The organism is Pseudomonas sp. NFX5 (genome assembly GCF_049132125.1).
GTDB lineage: Bacteria > Pseudomonadota > Gammaproteobacteria > Pseudomonadales > Pseudomonadaceae > Aquipseudomonas > Aquipseudomonas marginalis.
Map to the genome: position 1 here is coordinate 19044 of NZ_JAFMZG010000001.1, position 20506 is coordinate 39549.

16 protein-coding genes are annotated in these 20506 nt (G+C 60.8%); 7 read left to right on the forward strand and 9 right to left on the reverse strand.

What is annotated here, in order from left to right; genetic code table 11:
• The first annotated feature begins 95 nt into the window (after positions 1-95).
• Together J1N02_RS00080 and J1N02_RS00085 are read left to right on the forward strand one after the other, a co-directional pair.
• Positions 96-4817, forward strand: coding sequence for an RHS repeat-associated core domain-containing protein (locus tag J1N02_RS00080; RefSeq protein WP_421147031.1), 4722 nt, complete (start codon positions 96-98; stop codon positions 4815-4817).
• The gene (locus J1N02_RS00085) at positions 4814-5134 is read left to right on the forward strand and encodes a contact-dependent growth inhibition system immunity protein (protein ID WP_098479656.1); all 321 of its coding nucleotides are present in this window, start codon (positions 4814-4816) and stop codon (positions 5132-5134) included. Before J1N02_RS00080 ends, J1N02_RS00085 begins: the two co-directional genes overlap by 4 nt.
• Positions 5135-5260: 126 nt before the next feature.
• Here J1N02_RS00085 and J1N02_RS00090 read toward each other — a convergent pair whose 3' ends face one another.
• The 3 genes from J1N02_RS00090 to J1N02_RS00100 form a co-directional block, all read right to left on the reverse strand.
• Entirely contained in the window at positions 5261-6490 is a 1230-nt protein-coding gene (locus J1N02_RS00090) for a M20/M25/M40 family metallo-hydrolase (protein WP_092359808.1), read from the reverse strand.
• A gap of 46 nt (positions 6491-6536) precedes the next feature.
• Complete coding sequence (locus tag J1N02_RS00095; RefSeq protein WP_421147032.1) at positions 6537-7595, reverse strand: diguanylate cyclase; 1059 nt, start codon at positions 7593-7595, stop codon at positions 6537-6539.
• Between the two features lie 85 nt (positions 7596-7680).
• Positions 7681-8313, reverse strand: a complete 633-nt coding sequence (locus J1N02_RS00100; RefSeq protein WP_098479659.1) for a LysE family translocator — start codon at positions 8311-8313, stop codon at positions 7681-7683.
• 124 nt (positions 8314-8437) lie between these two features.
• On the opposite strand from J1N02_RS00100, the gene J1N02_RS00105 reads away from it, so the two are divergent.
• Positions 8438-9850, forward strand: coding sequence for a PLP-dependent aminotransferase family protein (locus J1N02_RS00105; protein WP_092359810.1), 1413 nt, complete (start codon positions 8438-8440; stop codon positions 9848-9850).
• Positions 9851-9858: 8 nt separating this feature from the next.
• On the opposite strand, the gene J1N02_RS00110 is transcribed toward J1N02_RS00105, so the two are convergent.
• Genes J1N02_RS00110 through J1N02_RS00125 form a run of 4 tightly spaced genes read right to left on the reverse strand, consistent with a single transcriptional unit; the run spans position 9859 to position 13110 of the window.
• Positions 9859-10524: a methionine ABC transporter permease gene (locus J1N02_RS00110; RefSeq protein WP_092359812.1), complete on the reverse strand. Its 666-nt coding sequence runs from the start codon at positions 10522-10524 to the stop codon at positions 9859-9861.
• On the reverse strand, positions 10521-11267 hold the full coding sequence (locus J1N02_RS00115) for a methionine ABC transporter ATP-binding protein (protein ID WP_092359815.1): 747 nt from the start codon (positions 11265-11267) through the stop codon (positions 10521-10523). The genes J1N02_RS00110 and J1N02_RS00115 overlap by 4 nt, the downstream gene beginning before the upstream one ends.
• Positions 11264-12058 carry a MetQ/NlpA family ABC transporter substrate-binding protein gene (locus J1N02_RS00120; RefSeq protein WP_368962019.1) on the reverse strand — a complete coding sequence of 265 codons (795 nt, stop codon included), beginning with the start codon at positions 12056-12058 and terminating at the stop codon, positions 11264-11266. The genes J1N02_RS00115 and J1N02_RS00120 overlap by 4 nt, the downstream gene beginning before the upstream one ends.
• A gap of 14 nt (positions 12059-12072) precedes the next feature.
• Positions 12073-13110, reverse strand: coding sequence for an isopenicillin N synthase family dioxygenase (locus J1N02_RS00125; RefSeq protein WP_092359819.1), 1038 nt, complete (start codon positions 13108-13110; stop codon positions 12073-12075).
• Between the two features lie 337 nt (positions 13111-13447).
• On the opposite strand from J1N02_RS00125, the gene J1N02_RS00130 reads away from it, so the two are divergent.
• The gene (locus J1N02_RS00130; protein WP_046067981.1) at positions 13448-14698 is read left to right on the forward strand and encodes a ribonucleotide-diphosphate reductase subunit beta; all 1251 of its coding nucleotides are present in this window, start codon (positions 13448-13450) and stop codon (positions 14696-14698) included.
• 45 nt (positions 14699-14743) lie between these two features.
• On the opposite strand, the gene J1N02_RS00135 is transcribed toward J1N02_RS00130, so the two are convergent.
• Positions 14744-15043 (reverse strand): putative quinol monooxygenase, encoded by a 300-nt coding sequence (locus J1N02_RS00135; RefSeq protein WP_098479661.1) that lies wholly within the window; start codon positions 15041-15043, stop codon positions 14744-14746.
• A gap of 194 nt (positions 15044-15237) precedes the next feature.
• Between J1N02_RS00135 and J1N02_RS00140 the strand changes: the two genes are divergently transcribed.
• Complete coding sequence (locus J1N02_RS00140) at positions 15238-15726, forward strand: DUF1289 domain-containing protein (protein WP_027606365.1); 489 nt, start codon at positions 15238-15240, stop codon at positions 15724-15726.
• Positions 15727-15750: 24 nt separating this feature from the next.
• Here J1N02_RS00140 and mdeB read toward each other — a convergent pair whose 3' ends face one another.
• Positions 15751-18429: an alpha-ketoglutarate dehydrogenase gene (gene mdeB, locus J1N02_RS00145; RefSeq protein WP_421147033.1), complete on the reverse strand. Its 2679-nt coding sequence runs from the start codon at positions 18427-18429 to the stop codon at positions 15751-15753.
• 191 nt (positions 18430-18620) lie between these two features.
• Between mdeB and J1N02_RS00150 the strand changes: the two genes are divergently transcribed.
• Both J1N02_RS00150 and pcsA read left to right on the forward strand, forming a co-directional pair.
• Positions 18621-19547 (forward strand): class I SAM-dependent methyltransferase, encoded by a 927-nt coding sequence (locus J1N02_RS00150; protein ID WP_092357879.1) that lies wholly within the window; start codon positions 18621-18623, stop codon positions 19545-19547.
• Positions 19548-19695: 148 nt separating this feature from the next.
• Complete coding sequence (gene pcsA, locus J1N02_RS00155; RefSeq protein ID WP_027606368.1) at positions 19696-20412, forward strand: phosphatidylcholine synthase; 717 nt, start codon at positions 19696-19698, stop codon at positions 20410-20412.
• Positions 20413-20506 lie beyond the last annotated feature (94 nt).

A 20506-nucleotide genomic window follows, 5' to 3' on the forward strand; every position in this document is an offset into this window, starting at 1 on the left:
CCTGAAAACCGCTGCAAAGTCCCTCGCCTGAATACACAGTGCGAGGGATTGCAGATGGTGGTTTTCGTTAAGGCCCCGGTTGACGGGGCTGTTTCATGATCGAGGTGACCCGCCAAGCCATTGGCTACCTGGTGCTGGCCGCCATGGATTCAAAGACGCGGGACGTCGAATCCGTTCTCAGCGACTTCGGGCGCTGCCTCAATACCTACGAGACCTGGGCGGAAAGCTTCTTTAGCTTTTCGGCCCTGGATATCGAACAGGTCTTCAAGGTCGGGGATGACGTGGCGCTCGTCGCGCCGATCAACCGCGCCATCCTTCCCAGCAGCACGACCGCAATGTGCCAGGCAAACGGCACGTTGACCCTGGTGCATATGTTCCAGAGCGCTCGGTTCGTGCCCATTGGCAATACGCCCGTGATGGTGCAACGCATCGATCCAGAGGGCGGTCCCCTGGGCGAGCCGATCCACAGGACCATCGGCCCCAGCGGCATCCTCGAAATCACCGAGTGTGATCGCAACCAACAGTACCGGATCAGCTTCTACCCCAACGTCTCCAAAGACCATTTCAAGGCGCTGTATGCCTCTTATCAGTCGGTTATCGCCCCGCTGGACGCTTGGTTGCGCAGTGAATGGGAGACCATCTTCGAACCGTTGTGGAAGGGTTACGCCGAAGCCAGCCTCCCCAAGCGTTACCTCGCCCTGCATCAAGCCTACGCCCGCGGCTTCGGCGAAGCGCTCTACTCGCTCTGGGACACTGTCAAGCAGCTGTTCCAGTGGCTTGGCGACCCGTTGGCCTATGCCGAACAACTGCTGCACTACCTGTCAGCGGACGAACTTGAAAAGCTGCTGAGCCTCGGCGCCGACACCCTCGCCAAGGGCTTGTTGGTGCTCAGCGACGAGCCGCTGCTGTTCATTTATCTGTCGGCAATGGTCAGCTGGATGCGCCTGTTGCCGCCGCCCTATATGAACGAGTTGCTCGGGGAAATCAGCGCCGACGTATTGATCAACTTGTTGCTGTGCCTCGCCACTGCCGGGATGGGGATGGCGGTTCGAATAAGTACCAACGTGCTGGGCGGCATCAAGTCTCAACGTGCGCGCCGATGGTTGGAGCGCATGGCGGGGCAGTTCGGAAAATCGCCCATGGATGAGCATGTCGAACTCGCCAGACCGGTTCTGCTGGGTGGCCCTGCGACGTCGATCAAGACCGTACCGATTGCGCCGTTGAAGGCGGGGGAGCATATGGTTTCAAACCCCGTGCCGGCAGCTCGCAGGAAGACTCAGCAGACGGTGTTGGTCAGGCAGGAGCCTGTCGATGATGTGCCTGTTTCGGGGAAGAACCCGAGCGGAGATGCGGCGGCTTCTTCGGATAAGACGGTCACCAACGGTTGCCCCGTGTCGATGGTTACCGGGGAGGAATTGCTCACTCTCACCGATGGTGTTTTAGACGGGATCTTGCCGTTTGAGTGGACCCGGCTGTACCGCACCAGTGCGGTGGAAGTGGATGTCGGGCTGGGGTTTGGCTGGAGTCATTCGCTGGCGCATCGGCTTGCGGTGTCGGGCGATTCGGTGGTGTGGACGGACCATGAGAACCGCTCGATTGGGTTTCCACTGCCGACTGTTGCTCGACCCGCCATCACCAATAGTTTGGCCGAAGCCGCGATCTATTTGGGCGCGTCGCCGGATGAACTGGTGTTGGCCCAGGCGTCGCGGTTTTATCACTTTCGCGACGGTGTGCTGGTCTCGATCAGTGATGCGTACGACAACCGGCTGCGGATTTCTCGGGATTTTCTGGGGCGGATCGAGCGGCTGGATAACGGTGCGGGGTGTGCGCTGTTCCTGCGCTATGCGTCGGCACGCATCGTCGCGGTGGACTACCAGGTGCAGCGGGCCGAAGGCCGTGGCCCGTATGTCTGGATTACCGAGCAGACCGTCGTTTCCTACGCCTATGACGACGCTGGCCGACTGGTCTCGGCGACCAATGCGGTAGGTGAAAGCGAGGTTTATCGCTACGACGATCAGCACGTGATTCTTGAGCGGGGCTTGGCCGGTGGGGCGAGTTTCTTCTGGGCGTGGGAACGGTCCGGCAAGGCCGCGCGATGTGTCCGGCATTGGGCCAGTTTTTCCCAGATGGACACGCGGTATGCCTGGGGGGACGACGGCCGGGTCACGCTGCATAACGCCGATGGCAGTCAGGAAGTGTACGTCCATGACGACCGGGCGCGGCTGGTGCAGCGGATTGATCCGGACGGTGCTTCGCATTTCAAATCCTACGATGCCAAAGGCCGGCTGACGGTTGAGCAGGATCCACTGGGGGCGGTGACGGCGTATCAGTACGACGAAGCCGGAAGGTTGGTGGCGTTATTTCCCGGGGATGATGAGCCGACGTACTACGAGCATGACAATGGCTTCGTACGGGTTGTAAGGCGGGGTCTGGCGGTCTGGAAGTACGAGCGCAATGACCAGGGCGATGTCATTCGTAAGACCGATCCCGACGGACATGTTACGGATTACAGCTACGACCAATACGGGCAACTGGTTGGGGTTTGGTCCCCGGATCACAGTTGCCATCGGCTGGTGTGGAATGAGCGGGGGCAACTGATTGAGGAGCAGTTGCCCAATGGCGGGATCAAGCGTTATCGCTATGACGATCTTGGCCGGCCGGTGGCCCGCGAGGATGAGCATGGCGCGCTGACCCAGTATCAGTGGGACAGCGTGGGCCGGTTGGTTCGCGTCGTATTACCAGGCGGTGCATGTCGGGAATACAGCTACAACCCCTACGGAAAAATCACCGCCGAACGCGACGAACTGGGCCACGTCATCCACTACGAATACGCCGACGGGTTGCACCTGATCAGTCGCCGTATCAACGCTGATGGCACTCAGGTCAACTACCGCTACGACAACGTGCGGTTATTGCTGACCGAGATCGAAAACGAGGTCGGCGAGACCTACCGACTTGACTACCACCCCAATGGCCTGATCCTGCAGGAAACCGGGTTTGACGGGCAGCGTACGGCCTACGTCTACGACCTCAATGGCAACCTGCAGGAAAAAACCGAACACGGTGACGATGGCAGTCAGCTCGTTACCCGCTACGAGCGCGATCACGCCGGACGCCTCGTACGAAAAACCCTGCCCGACGCCAGCGTTGTTGAATATGCCTACGACCGCCAGGGCAACCTGCTCAGCGTCGACGACGGCCATTGGGCGCTGGCCTACGAATACGACCCACAAAACCGCCTCACCGCCGAACACCAGGGCTGGGGCACCTTGCGCTACGGCTACGACGCCTGCGGCCAGCTTCAACACCTGCGCCTACCCGATAACAATCGGCTGGTTTTTAATCACGCGAAAGGCGGCCACCTCGCCACCATCGAATTAAACGGCGCGCTGCTGACGTCTCATCTGTTCAAGGCCGGCCAGGAACACCAACGCCAACAAGGCCAACTCCTCAGCCACTACCACTACGACGACCAGCACCGCCTGCACGCCCACGCAATCACCCAGCAACAAGACCACCTCTACCAACGCCAATACGACTACGACAAAACCGGCAACCTCACCCGCCTGCTCGATACGCGCAAAGGCGAACACCACTACCATTACGACCCCTTAGGCCGCCTCACCCGCGCCGACCACTCCCAAGACCTGCAGGAACGCTTCGGCCACACCCCGGCCGGCAACCTGCTCATGCAAGACCGCCCCGGCCCCGACATCGTCGCCGGCAACCGCCTGATGATCCAGGGCGACCGCCACTACGACTATGACGCCTTCGGCAACCTGATCCGTGAACGGCGTGGCCGTGGGCACGCACTCGTCACCGAATACCGCTACGACTGCCAGCATCGGCTGATCGGCATCACCCAACCCAACGGCCAAACCGCCAGCTATCGCTATGACCCGTTTGGGCGGCGCATCAGCAAAACCGTGGACGGCATAACCACGGAGTTTTTCTGGCAAGGCGACAGGCTGATTGCCGAACACCATGCAGACCGCCATCGCAGCTATCTCTACGAACCCGACAGCTTTCGTCCACTGGCCCTGTTGGAAGGTTTCGACCCAGAAGAAACGAAGCCGTATCACTACCAACTCGACCACCTCGGCACGCCGCAGGAACTCACCGATCCCGACGGCGACATCGTCTGGTCCGCGCACTACCGCGCCTACGGCCAGATCAGCCGACTCGACAAAGGCACAATCGACAATCCGCTACGTTTCCAGGGGCAGTACTTTGATCAGGAAAGCGGCCTGCACTACAACCGTCATCGCTACTACAATCCGGATATTGGGTGTTACCTGACGCCTGATCCGGTGAAGCTGGCGGGTGGGATCAACGCGTATCAGTACGTGCCCAATCCTACGGGGTGGGTGGATCCGTTAGGGTTAAGCTGTAAGATTGGAAATTGCCCGGATTCAAAAAACGATTTAACAAAAAAAGCACCTCCTGGAGTATTAACTACTCACGAGAAGGCTGGAGGACACCTGATTGAAAAACATGTCGGTCGAACAGACGAACAGTTAGCGGCAAGATTTGAATCAGAACCGCACATCCCAGCCTCATCCACCTTCAAAACTCTAGAAGAGGCTGAGGCTATAGTGTCCAAAAGCTTGACTGCACACCAGCAAGAAATAACTACATTTTTAAGTGGAAACAAGGAAAAACTCTTAATTAAAGGCAGCTCAAGTCAACCCGTAGGGGTAAGCATGCTAAATGGAGCAACAAAATCCGTACCTGTTTATAAGTTCCTATTAGTCATAAAACGAGCTCCTAAAATGCCAGATGGCTATCTATTGCTAACAGGATACCCAGAAAAATGAATGAACCATTAACAGAGCTACAACAATTTTTTGGTGCTTACTTTAATCAGGATTGGGCGGAAGATCATTCATCGGCCGATGATGTCATCGATACATTTCTACTGGACTCGCCTAGAGAAATAATCATGACAGTAAAACAGGAAATTTTAGAGCTGATAAATTCGTATACCAATGAGCCAGACCTTCAAGAAAATTTACTGCATATACAGCATTGCTATTACTACTATCCACACCAATGGGCCTCAGGCCCGTTATGGCTAAATCACATAGTTCGAAAGTTTGATGAACACCTACAAAAAAACCAATATTCAACTTAAAAAACAGCCGTATAACGATCTTTGCTATTAATATTTTGGCCTGCTGCGCAGTCCACGCAGGGCAAGCCTGCTCACCACAAGGAATGAAGGCTCAGCCAAATTGAATAGGTGAGCCTCCCAGCCTGATCAGCGTTTACTCAGTTCCATAATCATCCGACTCAGCAAGTAAATCCGCGGTGCCACGCTCTCCACCTCCGCATACTCCTGCGGCGTATGAATATTCCCCCCCACTATCCCAAACCCATCCAACGTCGGCGTCCCTACCCCGGCGGACAAACTGGCATCCGCCGCGCCGCCGCTGCCTTCAATGGTCAACTTTTTACCCAGCTCCCCATAAATCCCCTGGGCAATCGCCACCAGCTTGTCCGACTCCGGCGTCTGCGGCATGGGCGGCAGGCCGCGTTTGAGGCTGGTGGTCACTTCGGTTTCCGGGATCAACTTGTTGGCGGAGACCCGCACCAAGTCCTTCTCGATCCGATCGAACTCTTCCGGCAATGCCGCACGCACATCGGCCTTGGCGGTGGCTTGGTCGGGGATGACGTTGGTGCGGTCGCCCGCGTTGATCACGGTGAAGTTAATGGTGGTCTTCTTGTCTTCATCGCCGAGTTTGCCCAGTTGCAGAATCTGGTGCGCGGCTTCCATGGCGGCGTTGCGTCCCAGCTCCGGGGCGACGCCGGCGTGGGCGGCTTTGCCTTTGACTTCGACCACGGCGGTGGCACTGCCTTTGCGCCACACCACCAGGCCGTCGGCTGGGCGGCCGGGCTCCAGGTTCAGCGTGACGTCGTGGGCCTTGGCGGTGTTACGGATCAGTTCAGAGGCGATGTCGGAACCGGTTTCTTCGCTGGCATCGAGCAGGAAGGTAATCTGGGCATAGTCCTTGAACCCTTGGTTCTTCAGGACTTTGAGCGCGTAGATGCCGGCGACGATGCCGCCCTTGTCATCCATCACGCCGGGGCCATAGGCGCGGCCGTCCTTGATATGAAACGGCCGTTCGGCCGCCGAACCTTCCTTGAACACGGTGTCCATGTGGGCCATCAGCAGGATTTTGGCCTTGCCGTCGCCCTTGAGGGTGGCGATCACATGGCTGCTGTTGGCGGCGGCATCCGGCACCCGTTCAATGGTGAAGCCCAGTTGTTTGAGTTCATCGACGGCGATGTCACTCACCTGGGTCAAGCCTGGCCCGTAGCCGGAGCCCGAATCGATATTCACCAGGCGCTCCAGCAGTTTCAAGGCCGGGGCCTTGTACTGCTCGGCGTCGGCCTGGATCTGTTTGTGGGGTTCGGCGCTGTAGGCCGGGACTGCAAAAGACAAGGCCAACGTGGCGGCCAGGAAAGTACGCGGGAAGGTGAAGGGCATGAACCGATCCTTGTTTTTTGTTGGGGTGCCGCCTCACCCTACCCCACTAGACCGACCGCAACCAAGTGCCTTGCACCGAACTGACCCGGTTGCGCCCGCTGCTCTTGGCTTCATACAGCGCCAGGTCTGCCTCATTGAGCCAACGGGTCGAGTCGGCGTGCCCTGGTTGATACGGCGCCAGGCCGATGCTCAAGCTGGCGCGCAATGACGGGTCCTGGGCGTAGGCCAACGCGTTGAAGCGATCGCGCAACGCATCCATCACTTCGGTGGCGCGGTTGAGCGGCATGCCCGGCAGGATCACGCAGAATTCATCGCCGCCATAGCGCCCGGCCAGGTCAGTGGCGCGCAGGTTCTGGCGCAGCACTTTGCCGAGCTGGCGCAGCACGATGTCGCCGGTGACGTGCCCATAGGTGTCGTTGATAAGCTTGAAATGGTCGATGTCGATCAACGCAATCGCGGCCCCTTGCTGTTCGCGGCAGCAACGTTGGAACTCGATCTCCAGGTGGTCTTTCCACGCGCCATGGTTGAGCAGGCCGGTCAGGCTGTCGGTGCGACTCAGCGCCAGCAGTTCGCGTTTGTGCCGGGCCAGGGTCACCGCCTGGCGGTAACAGATCCAACCCAGCGCCAGCGGGTACACCATCAGAATCGGCAGGCAGGCATAGAGCTGGACCGGGGTGGTCGTGGCGATAAAGGCCGGGGTGAATATCAACAGCGACGTGCCGATGCCCAGCGCCTGCGCCGCCCAGCCCGCCAGCATGAAACGCGGACCGCCGATGGCGACGTTGTTCATGGTCATCATCGACAGGGTCGTCACACCGGGAAGCGGGTTGAAGTGCATGGCCGCGACCCAGAAACCGCCGCAAAACGAATCGAACAGCAAATTGCGGCGCTCACTGCTCAGCGTATGGGTAGTCCGCAACGAGCGCTGAAAGGCCACGACAGGCCAGACAAAGGCGTTGATCACCATCCAGGCCCACACCCATGGCGCCGGATCCAGCGGGTACATGCCAAACACCACGCACACGAAACCGAGCGTCAGCCCCAAGGTGCGGGATTTATACAAACGGGTAGCGAGCGGAAGTCCTTTTCCTCCGACGGCTGGCATGAAGGGCTGTAATCCTGGATGAATGCCTGGAGTCTATCAGGGCGCCAGCAATTAGCCACCACTGCTCACTCCCCCGCCAAAACATTCAGTGGGAAAAACCGCGGGCCAGCATCAACGCCACCCCCAGCAGCAGCACCGCCGTGATCCGCTGCAATAGCACACGGCGCTGGGGGTTTTCCAGCACGTGCTTGATGCGCTGGCCGAAGTAGCAATACAGGCAACCGCTGGCAAATTGCAGCACCAGAAAGGTCGCCCCGAGGATGGCGATATCCACCGCCGCACGGTGCTCCCCTGCCCCGGCGAACTGTGGGAATACAGCGCTGAACATGATGAGGGTCTTGGGGTTGGAAAAGCCGGTCAGCAGTCCTTTGCCGAACAGGCTGCGCGAGCCCTCCACGGCAGCCGCCTTGCCGATCGACACGCCGCTGCCGGTCCACTGCTTGTAGGCCAGATAGAGGATGTAGGCCACTCCGACCAACTGAATGGTCAGGGTGATGGCGAGATTGCCCTTGATCAGTGCCGAAAAGCCCACGGCAAAGATCAGGATGGAAATCAGGTACGACACACTGGCACCGAGTTGCGCCGGGATCGAACTGCGCAAACCGCTCTGCAAGCCCAGGCTCAACAGCAGCAGCGTCATGGGGCCGGGGCTGAAGGTCATGGTGGCGCAAAACAGCAGGAAGTAGAGAAACGAAGAGAGCGTCAATGCGCTGGTCATGGCCTTGGACCTGAGACGAGAAGGCGTGCAGTTTAGGCAAGCGGCGTTGCATAAGGCAGGTAAAGTCAGGCCTAATCCGGCCGAACTTCACCGGTAAAATCACCGGTAAACACAAGGAAGGTTTATGTTTATACCCGCCATCGCGTTTGTGAACGGCACACCCAAGGTGCAGCAGATCGTCGAGGCGTTCAGCCAGCTCATCGAGACCGGCGAATGGGCACCCGGCAGCAAGTTGCCGTCGGTGCGTGAGTTGACCCAGGCCCTGGGTGTCAGCAAGTTCACCCTCAACGAAGCCCTGGACCGCCTGCGCGGGCGCAACCTGCTCACCTCCAGCCAGGGCCGTGGCTACTTCGTGGCGATGGACAGCACGCGTCCGGTCTCGGCGGCGTGGATCGACCTGCTGCCCCAGGACCTGCTCAGCGTGCTGCGTCGCCCGCTGGTCACCGCCGGCGGCGAGCTGCGCCCCGGCGGCGGCCACCTGCCGGAAGCCTGGCTGGACGCCGAGGGCATCCGCCAGGCCATGCGCAGCGTGGTGCGCACGCCGTCGTTGCGCATCGCCGGGCTGGGCACGCCCGCCGGACTGCTGCCCTTGCGCCAGGCCCTGCAACAGAAGCTGCATGCCGACGGTTTGTCGGTCCCGGTGGAACAAATCATCACCACCCCCAACACCCTGCAGGGCCTGGACATGCTCATGCGCCTGCTCGCCAGGCCCGGCGACACGGTGCTGCTGGACGCACCGTGCTATTTCAACTTCCACGCCAACCTGGCGCTGCACGGCGTCAAGGTGGTGACCATCCAACGCCGCCCCGACGGTTTCGATTTCACCGCCCTCGAACAACTGCTGGCCGAACACCGTCCGAGCCTCTACCTGACCACCAGCGTGCTGCATAACCCCACCGGCCACTCCTTCAGCCCCAGCCAGGCGTTTCGCCTGTTGCAACTGACCCAGCAGTACCACTGCCATATCGTCGAGGACGATCTCTACGGCGACCTGCACCCCAACCCGCCGCCACGCCTGGCCACCCTCGCCGGGCTGGATCAGGTTACCTACCTGTCGGGTTTCTCGAAGATCCTCAGTGCCAACACCCGCGTCAGCTTCGTGGTGGCCGCGCCGCAACTGGCCGCCAACCTGACCAATATGAAGTTGATGAGCGGCGGCGTGACCTCGGAACTGTTCGAGCAGATCGTCTACCGCATGCTCAGCGAAGGCAGCTACGCCAAGCACCGCAAGCGCATGGTCCAACGCCTGATGGAAGCCGGCGGGCGCGTGGAGCAATGGCTGCGGCGCTGCGGGTGCGAGTTGCCGATGGCCTATGAGGGCGGGATGTTTATCTGGGCACGCCTGCCAGCGGGTGTGAACGGCGAATGGTTGGCCCAGGAAGCGTTGAAACTCAGCCTGGTACTGGCGCCGGGCGCGCTCTTCGGCTACGACCCGGCCCATCGCGATTCGATGCGTTTCAACGTGGCCCACAGTGATGAGCCACGGGTGCAGCAGGTGTTTGAAGCGCTGTTACTCGAGGCCGTGGGCGCCCCTTGAGCAGCCGCTCAGCGCCGATGGGCCAGTGAACGTACGCAACGGTCCCCCAGGCTTTGCACGCCTTGCACCAGCACCACCAGCACAATCACCGTGACCACCATGATCTGGTTATTGAAGCGCTGGTAACCATAGCGAATCGCCAGGTCCCCCAGCCCGCCACCGCCGATCACCCCGGCCATGGATGAAAAGCCGATCAGCATCACCACGGTCAAGGTCACCCCGGCCACCAACGCCGGCAGGGCTTCGGGCAGCAGTACCTTGAGAATCACATGGCGAACATCACCGCCCATGGCCACGATGGCTTCGATGCGGCCCTTGTCCACCTCATCAAGGGCGGTTTCGACAATTCGCGCAAAGAACGGAAACGCGCCAATGGTGATCGGCACCACGGCGGCAGTGCTGCCCAAGGTCGTGCCGACGATCAAACGCGTCAGCGGGATCAGCGCAATCAACATCACCACAAACGGCAATGAACGCCCCAGGTTGATCACCCCACCCAACGCCCGGTTAAGGCGCGGCAAAGGCAGCAGGCCGTCGCGTCGGCTGACAAACAGCAACACCCCCAGCGGCAGACCGATCAACAAAGTGAACAGTCCGGCCAACAGCACCATATAGAGGGTTTCGCCCGTGGCGTTGAGCAGCAGCTGCAGGATGTCGTTCCAGTCGGTTTTCATACGGCCCTCACCACCTGCCGGCTCGGCGCCAGCGAGCGGCCCAGGCGCGATGATGGGTCAGCCTGCAATTGCAGCAGCGTGCCACTTTCCAGCACGCGGCCATCGGCCAGGGACACCGCGCTGTCGCAGATCGCCTTGACCACCTCCAGCTCATGGGTAATCAGCACGATGGTCACCCCGAGTTGCCGGTTGATGTCGCGTAACAGCTCAAGGATCGACGCGGTGGTTTCCGGATCAAGTGCGCTGGTGGCTTCATCCGACAGCAGATACGACGGCCGCGCCGCCAGTGCCCGCGCAATGCCGACACGCTGCTTCTGCCCGCCAGACAACTGCGAGGGAAACGCCGCAGCCTTGTCGCTGAGCCCCACCAGTGCCAGCAACTCATCAACCCGCGCCGCACGCTCAGCCCTGGGCACGTTGCCGATTTCCAGCGGCACCGCGACATTATCCGCCACGTTGCGCGAATGCAGCAGGTTGAAGCCCTGGAAGATCATGCCGATGCGCTGACGCTGCTGGCGCAGTTGCTTGTCGCTCAACAGCGTCAAGTCCTGGCCATCCAGCAGGATGCGCCCGGACGTCGGCCGTTCGAGCAAGTTCAGGCAGCGCAGCAAGGTGCTCTTACCTGCGCCGCTGCGCCCGACAATGCCGAATATCGCGCCATCGGCGATCTGCAGCGACACGTTATCCAGCGCCGCCGGCTGACCATCGGCGTAGGTTTTGCTGACCCCCTCGACAACGATCATTCGACCGCCACCGGGATCACGGAGCCGGCGTATTTCTCGGTGATGAATTTGGCCACCGCCGGCGAGCGCAGATCGTTGGCCAACTTCTGGATACGCGAGTCTTGCAGCAGCTTGGGCGTGGTCACCAGGATATTCGCGTAGGGGTTGCCCTTGGCCTGCTCCAGCCCCAGCGCATCCTTGGCTGGTTCCAAGCCCGCTTCCAAGGCAAAGTTGCCGTTGATCACCGCTAGGTCTACATCCTCCAGGGCGCGAGGGATTTGCGGCGATTCGATCTCCAGGATCTTCAAGTGCCTGGGGTTTTCGGCGATGTCCTTGGGCGTGGCCTGATCTTTGGCGGGGTCATTGAAGCCGGGCTTGAGCTTGATCAAGCCGTTGGCTTGCAACAGGTACAACGCACGGCTGAGGTTGGTGACGTTATTCGGTACAGCGACGGTGCCTTTGTCCGGCACTTGGGCGAAGCTGACATGACGGCGCGAATAGATCCCCAGCGGTTCGATATGCACGGTGGCGGCCACGGCGAACTTCTGGCCGAGGGCCTGTTCCTGGGAGTTGAGGTACGGCAGGTGCTGGAAGTAATTGGCGTCGACATCGCCATGGGCCAGCAACTCGTTGGAGTTCACACCGCTGGGGATCTCGATGATCTTCAGGTTCAGGCTCGGGTCGAGCTTCTGCACGTATTCGAGGATCTGCGCATGGGGAATCGGATCGGCGGCCACACGTAGCGGATCGGCAGCCGACACACTGAATGAGGCCAGCAACGCCGCCAGGGTAAGGGTGGCTTTTTTCAACATGAGTGATCTCCTGATCAGGCGGACAGCGCTTGGGGCAACGTGGCGTCGGCATAGAAACGTTGGGCGACATCGGGGTGGGAGCGCAGGCGCCCCTTGAGGTAGTTCCAGCCCACATCGCGCAACAAAGGGTTACGCGGATCGCTGGTGGGGCCATGGGCATCGCGCAGCAGTTCGGGCGCCAGTTCATAAACCGGCACCACCGCATCCAGTTGCGCGCCGAGGAAAAACGCCAGGGACAAGCGCTCGCTGCCCACCGGCGGCGACACCACGCGGTGCACGGTGGCACGCAGGTAGCCGTTGCTGGCCAGTTCGAGCAGTTCCCCGATATTGACCACCAGGGTGTCTGGACGCGGCACGGCATCAATCCAGCGTCCGTCCTCCACTTCCACCTGCAAACCGGCCTGCTGGTCTTGCAACAGGAAACTGAGGAACCCGGAGTCCTTGTGCGCCCCCACACCCTGGCGACTTTGCCCGGCATGGCGGCCGGGGTAGCGGATCAGCTTGATGTGTTCGTTGGGCTTGTCGCCGTACAGCGGGTCAAAGGCGTTTTCCGGCAGGGACAAGGCCTGGGCGAAGGCACGCAGCAGGCGCAGGGCCATCTGCGTCATTGCTTGCTGCCAACCAAGCACCAGCGGTTTGAGTTGTGGCAAGGCCGTCGGCCATTGATTGGGGCCTTGCAACCGCGCCCAGGCTGCCGGAGATTGATCCACCGCCAAGGGCGCGCGCTCGGCGCCGACATCGAACTGTTCGCGCAGGTCCGGCTCGCCACGGGTGATCTCTGAGGCTGCACGGTTGTAGCCACGGAAGTGAGGCGAGTTGAGCATGCCGACCGCTAGCTTGTCGGTCTCGGGCAACGCAAAAAAAGCCCGCGCCTGCTGCTGTAACTCCGTCAGCAGCGCCGGGTCAATCCCATGGCCGGTGAGGTAGAAAAAACCGATATGTCGCGCCGCCAGGCGCAGCTCGTCGAGGAACTGCTGGCGCTGTTGCGGGCTGCCGTCGAGCTGCGACAGATCCAGCAACGGCAAAGTAGTGATTGACTGCACGTGGGCCATCTGCGGCTCGCTCCTTGAACAGAACTCTCTGGAAGCGTCCAAGCTAAACGATCTTAAAAACCTCTAATAAATATCTTTTTAGACTTAGCTTAAGCACGTTGGCGGGTGTTCAGCGTGCTCGATTGGCCCTGCGACAGTCGATCCTCTCTTGTGCGTTGACCAGCTCTGTTACACACCATATAGTGTGCCAACAACCACAACAGACCACTACATAGTGTGCGGCATCGGTAATCACCGACCACACTCTGCGCAGTATTTCAATGCCTGACAGCCTGCAAATCAGATTTTTTTGGACGGGTTCACATGCCGTCAAACCAGAACAGAAGGGAGTATTTCAATGCTGAGTTGGGATGAAGTCGACAACGAGGACACCGGTGCAGCCGTGATCAAGGGCGCCAACGCCGGCCATGCCAGCGAAGCCAACATGGACCGCCTCGACGGTGCCGGCGCCGCTGCCGCCATCGAAGCCCGCGCCGTCACCGCCAGTGACTCCGCCGCCATCGTGCGCGCCAAGGCTGCCCTGGACAAACTCGACGTCGCCGAAGGCCTTGCCGAACTCGAAGGCGCCTCCGCCCGCGTCGCCGTTGACGAAAAGCGCATGATCAACTGCCGCGCCGACCTCAACCAACTCGTGCCCTTCAAGTACGACTGGGCCTGGCAAAAGTACCTCGACGGCTGCGCCAACCACTGGATGCCGCAGGAGGTCAACATGACCGCCGACATCGCCCTGTGGAAAAACCCCGAAGGCCTCACCGACGACGAACGCCGCATCGTCATGCGCAACCTCGGCTTCTTCTCCACTGCGGATTCGTTGGTCGCGAACAACCTGGTCCTGGCCGTGTACCGCCTGATCACCAACCCGGAGTGCCGCCAGTACATCCTGCGCCAGGCCTTCGAAGAAGCGATCCACACCCACGCCTACCAGTACTGCATCGAATCGTTGGCCATGGATGAAGGCGAGATCTTCAACATGTACCACGAGATCCCATCGGTGGCTAAGAAGGCAGCCTGGGGCCTGAAATACACCCGCTCGATCTCCGATCCGAAGTTCGAAACCGGCACCGTCGACACCGACAAGGAACTGCTGCGCAACCTGGTCGCCTACTACTGCGTGCTGGAAGGCATCTTCTTCTACTGCGGCTTCACCCAGATCCTGTCCATGGGCCGCCGCAACAAAATGACCGGCGTGGCCGAGCAGTTCCAGTACATCCTGCGCGATGAGTCGATGCACCTGAACTTCGGTATCGATGTGATCAACCAGATCAAGATCGAAAACCCGCACTTGTGGGATGCCGAGATGAAGGAAGAAGCGACCCAGATGATCCTGCAGGGGACTCAGCTGGAGATTGAATATGCGCGGGATACCATGCCGCGCGGTGTGCTGGGCATGAACGCGGCGATGATGGAGGATTACCTCAAGTTCATCGCTAACCGTCGCCTGTCGCAGATCGGCTTGAAGGAAGAGTATCCGGGGACGACCAACCCGTTCCCGTGGATGAGCGAGATCATGGACTTGAAGAAAGAGAAGAATTTCTTTGAGACTCGGGTTATTGAGTATCAGACCGGCGGCGCATTAAGCTGGGATTAACCCCGCAGCCCCATGGACCGTAGCATCACGGTCCATGGGCGGGGTTCAGTCCGAGACCTGCTCCAGAAAGATCAACTGCAAAGGCTCATCGAGCCAGTCATCCGCCGCTGCGGCGAAGCGCTGGAAGTATGGCGTCGCAAAATGCGCATCGAGTGCCGCCTGGTCCTTGAACGCCTCACGCATGTAGAACGTACCGGGTTCGTCCCGCTGCTCGAACAACACATAGTCAAGGTTGCCTGGTTCGGTGCGCGTCGGCTCGATCAGGTTCAACAAGCCTGCTTTAAGGGCCTGTTGCTTGCCGGGTTTGGCCTTGAGTACGGCGAGGGAAACCAGGGGTTTGTGCATGGCAGTGACTCTTTCACGGGGTGGGCTGGTACATCCGGCAAGGGCAGCAACCATCAGGGCGCTTAGCCAATAACCTGAAGCGTTGATCGGGTTTTTCATGCTGGGTGCTCTCAGTGGACTGGGGGCATCGTTGTCCACCTGGCAATAAAGAAACACCGACAAAACCCGCTTACACTTTCTTCAAAGGCTTGAAAATGCCTCACACCATCAAGACCCCCTGCGTCGGCCTGTGCTCCACCGTTTACGGCGACCTGGTCTGCCGGGGCTGCAAGCGTTATCACCATGAAGTGATCCAGTGGAATGGCTACAACGCCGAGGAAAAGCAGGCGGTATGGCTGCGCCTTGAGCAATTGCTGGTGCAGGTGATGGCCAGCAAGCTGGAAGTGTTCGACCCCCAGCGCCTGCGCCAACAACTGGAAGACCGCAAGATTCGCTTTATGCCGCACCAGTCGCCGTATTGCTGGGCGTACCAGCTGATTGCCCGGGGCGCGCGGGTGATTTCCAGGCTGGACGCCTATGGCTTGGCGTTGTTGCCGGAGTTTCGCGAACGCAGCCTGGCGGATTTGCGCGATGCCATTGACCGGGAGTTTTTCCTGCTGTCCGAGGCGCATTACGAGCGGTATATCGCCCCGGGGTTTATACGCGAAGTGTTCGGTCAGCCTCTCATCGCCAGCAGCATGTGACCGTCGTAGCAGCTGCCGAGGGAATCAGCAGGTCCAGGAAGCTGCGCGATCCACCTGCAAGCCATACCGCTCAATCGCCTGCTGGCACACGTGCCGCTCAAGACTGCCCTGCTCCACCAACGCGGTAAGCGCCGCCAGCACGATGTGATGCCGATCCACCTCAAAGAAATCCCGCAGCGCCGCCCGTGTATCACTGCGACCAAACCCGTCGGTGCCGAGCACGGTGTAGCTCGAGTACAGATAGGACGCAATCATCTGCGGTACTGCGCGTACGTAGTCGGACACGGCAACCACTGGCGCACCTGCCGGCAAGCAGTCATTCAGGTGACTGACGCGCTTGCCGGCCTGCGGATGCAAGCGGTTCCAGCGTTCCACTTCCCGCGCCTCCCGTGCCAGTTCGCTGAAACTGGTCACGCTGTACACCTCGCTCGCCACGAGCCAATCCTCAGCCAGTAACCGCGCGGCGGCCTGGGCTTCACGCAGCAAGGTGCCCGAACCGAGCAGGCGTACCCGGGCGTCAGCGGCGCCTTCCAGGCGATACAGGCCCTTGATGACCGCCGCCTCCACGCCTGCGGGCAGGCTTGGCTGCGGGTAGTTTTCGTTCATCAGGGTCACGTAGTAGAACTCGTCCACATCCTGTTCCAGCATCTGGCGCATGCCGTGGTCGAGGATCACCGCAAATTCCCCGGCAAACGCCGGATCGTAGGCGCGGCAGTTGGGCACGGTGGCGGCGGTGAGATGGCTGCTGCCGTCCTGGTGCTGCAAGCCCTCACCGCCGAGTGTGGTGCGCCCGGCCGTGGCACCGAGCAGGAAGCCACGGGCGCGCTGGTCGGCGGCGGCCCAGATCAGGTCGCCGACGCGCTGGAAGCCGAACATCGAGTAATAGATGTAGAACGGCAGCATGCGCAGGCCATGCACCGAGTAACTGGTGGCCGCCGCGACCCAGGAACTGATGGCACTGGCCTCGCTGATGCCTTCTTCAAGAATCTGCCCGTCGGTGGCTTCGCGGTAGCTGAGGATCGAACCAATGTCTTCCGGCTCATAGCGCTGGCCGACACTGGAATAGATGCCGATCTGCTTGAACAGGTTGGCCATGCCGAAAGTACGCGCCTCATCCGCCACGATGGGCACGATGCGCGGCCCGAGCGCCTTGTCCTTGAGCAGGTTGGTCAGCATGCGCACGAAGGCCATGGTGGTGGACATTTCCTTGCCGTCGGCCGCCGTGGCGAAACCGGCGTAACCGCTCACGGGCGGGACGTTCACCGGTGCTGCGGCCTTGCTACGGCTGGGCAAGTAGCCGCCCAGGGCCGTGCGCCGCTGATGCAGGTAGCGCAATTCGAGGCTGTCATCCGCAGGCTTGAAGAAGCTCAGCGACTCGGCCTGTTCATCGCTCAGCGGCAACTGGAAGCGGTTGCGGAACGCGAGCAGCGCCTCGCGATCGAGCTTCTTCTGCTGGTGAGTGGTCATCTTGCCCTGCCCGGCCTCGCCCATGCCGAAACCCTTTTTGGTCTGGGCCAGGATCACCGTGGGCTTGCCCTTGACCCGGCGCGCTGCGTGATAGGCGGCATGGATCTTGACCATGTCGTGGCCGCCACGCTTGAGCCGGTCGATCTGCTCATCGCTCATGCCCTCGACCAGGCTGGCCAGCGCCGCGCTCTGGCCGAAGAAGTGTTCGCGGTTGTAGGCCCCGTCCTTGGCGGCGAAGGTCTGGAATTGGCCGTCCACGGTGCTCGACAACGTGTTGACCAGGGAGCCGTCGGCGTCCTTGGCGAGCAAGGGGTCCCAGTCCGAACCCCAGACCAACTTGATCACGTTCCAGCCCGCCCCCGCGAACAATGCCTCCAGCTCGTCGATGATCCGCCCGTTGCCACGCACCGGGCCGTCGAGGCGTTGCAGGTTGCAGTTGACCACCCAGGTCAGGTTGTCGAGGCCTTCGCGCGCGGCCAGGGTCAGGGCCGACATGCTTTCCGGCTCGTCCATCTCGCCGTCGCCGAAGACACCCCACACATGGCGCTCGGCGGTGTCCTGCAAGCCGCGATGCTGCAGATAGCGCATGAAGCGCGCCTGGAAAATCGAACTGATGGGGCCAATGCCCATGGAACCGGTGGGGAACTGCCAGAAGTCCGGCATCAACCACGGGTGCGGGTAGCTGCACAGCCCACGCGCCCCGGCCTTGGCGCCACCGAGTTCCTGGCGATAGTGGGCCAGGTCGTCCGCGCTCAAGCGCCCTTCAAGGAAGGCGCGCGCATAAATGCCGGGGGCCGAATGCGGCTGGTAGAACACCAGGTCGCCGCCAAAGTCGTGATTGCGGGCGCGGAAAAAGTGATTGAAACCCACCTCGAACAAATCCGCCGCACTGGCGTAACTGGCAATGTGGCCACCGAGCTCGCCATAGGCCTGGTTGGCCCGCACCACCATGGCCAGGGCGTTCCAGCGTACCAGCGAGGCCAGGCGCTCTTCGGTGGCCAGGTCGCCGGGAAACGCCGGTTGCTGCTCGACGCTGATGCTATTGATGTAGGGCGTGCCGTGGCGGGGTTTCCAGTCGATGTGCGCAGCGCTGGCGTCGCGGGCCAGCAGGTCGAGGATCTGGCGTGCGCGCTCAGGGCCGGCATTGGCTACCAGCGACGCCAGCGCGTCACGCCATTCGTCGAGCTCTGGTTGATCCAGGGCTGTGTGATTCACTGCACTCGCGAAACCGTTCATGGGCACCTCCGGGCTTTTTTTCCAGTTTATGTCGGTGCCTGAGGATTTTTTGCCTGTTATCAGGCGCAGCTTGCAGAATTTTGAGCATGAATCACTGCCCATGGGCTTTTTCCCAGCACGTTGTGCTCAAACAACCCGAAACCTCACCAGTGTGTTTAAAATGCCGCCCGCTCAATGACCGACGCTCAACGATGAACCCAGACGCACTCGCTACCCTGCACGCCCACCTGCTCACCGCCCTGGCCAACCCGCCGGCTGAAACCCGGCGCCTGTTCCATGGCCGTGGCCGCTGCTGGCCGGGCCTGGAGCAATTGACCGTGGACTGGCTGCAAGGCGTGGTGCTGGTCGCGCTGTTCAAAGAGCCCGAAGCGCCCCACCTGGAGGGGTTGAAACAGCTGTTGATCGACTTCGACTGGGGCCAATCCGGCGCCCACAGCGTGGCGCTGCAACACCGCTACCTGCCGCAAAGCACCACGGAATGGCTGGTGGGCGCAGCCATCGACGAGCTGACCATCACCGAAGGCGGCCTGCGTTACCTCATCGACCTGGGCAAAAAGCAGAACAGCGGGCTGTTCCTCGACATGCGCTACGGCCGCAACTGGGTGCGCGAACAGGCCAAGGGCCAGCGGGTGCTCAACCTGTTTGCCTACACCTGCGGCTTCTCGGTCGCGGCCATCGAGGGCGGCGCCAGCCACGTGGTGAACCTGGACATGGCCCGTGGCGCCCTGAGCCGCGGCCGCGATAACCACCGCCTGAACGGTCATGACCTGAGCAAGGTCACCTTCCTCGGCCACGACCTGTTCAAATCCTGGGCCAAGGTCACCCACAGCGGCCCCTACGACCTGGTGATCATCGACCCGCCGTCCTTCCAGAAAGGCAGCTTCCTGCTGACCAAGGACTACCAGCGCGTACTGCGTCGCCTGCCGGATTTACTCACGGCCCAGGGCACTGTCCTGGCGTGCATGAACGACCCGGCCTTCGGCGAAGACTTCCTGATCGACGGCGTCACCCGCGAAGCACCGGGCCTGCGCTTTATTGAACGGTTGGAAAACCCGCCGGAATTTCCGGATATCGACGCGCAAAGCGGCCTCAAGGCGCTGGTGTTTCGCCAAGGCTGATGCCGAAACGTCCTACGCTTGCTACGCTATGTGATGCGCCGGGCGGTGAACCTTATGACCCCCTTCCCGGTCGATACCTGCATTCCCCGGCCAGACTCGACAGCGTCACGTTGTCGGCTGCCCCGTTTCACCTTTTGGAGAACCGCCCGTGATATCGACCCTGCATGTAGCCAGAATCAAAGCCTGGGGCGCCCACGGCTTTACCGCCACCGGTGTGGTATTGGCCTTCCTGGCCACCCTGGCGCTGCTGGAAAACTCCCCCAAGGCCTGCCTGCTCTGGCTGGGCCTGGCCCTGGTAGTAGACGGCGTGGATGGTTCCCTGGCGCGACGGGTGAATGTCAGCACGGTATTGCCCAGCTTTGACGGCTCGGTACTGGACCTGGTGATCGATTACCTCACCTATGTGTTTATTCCGGCCCTGTTTATCTACCGCTATATCGACCTGCCGGACTTTACCCACCTGTTCACGGTGTCGGTGATCCTGGTTTCATCGCTGTTCTGCTTCTGCAACGTGAACATGAAGAGCAAGGACAACTACTTCGTCGGCTTCCCCGCCGCCTGGAACGTGGTGGCCTTGTGCGTATACATCATCCAGCCGGACGCCTGGGTCACCTTGCTGACCGTGATCGGCCTGGCCCTGCTGACCGTGACGCCGATGAAGTTCCTGCACCCGTTCCGGGTCAAGCGCTTCATGCCGATCAATATCGCAGTGACCACCATCTGGTTGCTCTGCAGCTTCTTGATGGTGGTGGATTATCCCAACACCAACCCGTGGACGTTTGGGTTGTGGTCGGTGATGTCCGCGTATTTCCTCGGAATCTGCGTGTGGCGCACGGCGCTGGAGTGGATGGGGACTCACAAATAGCCAGATGAACGCAGTTCAACTGTGGGAGGGGGCTTGCTCCCGATTGCGGTGTGTCAGTCAGCTTATCCGTCACTGATACACCGCAATCGGGAGC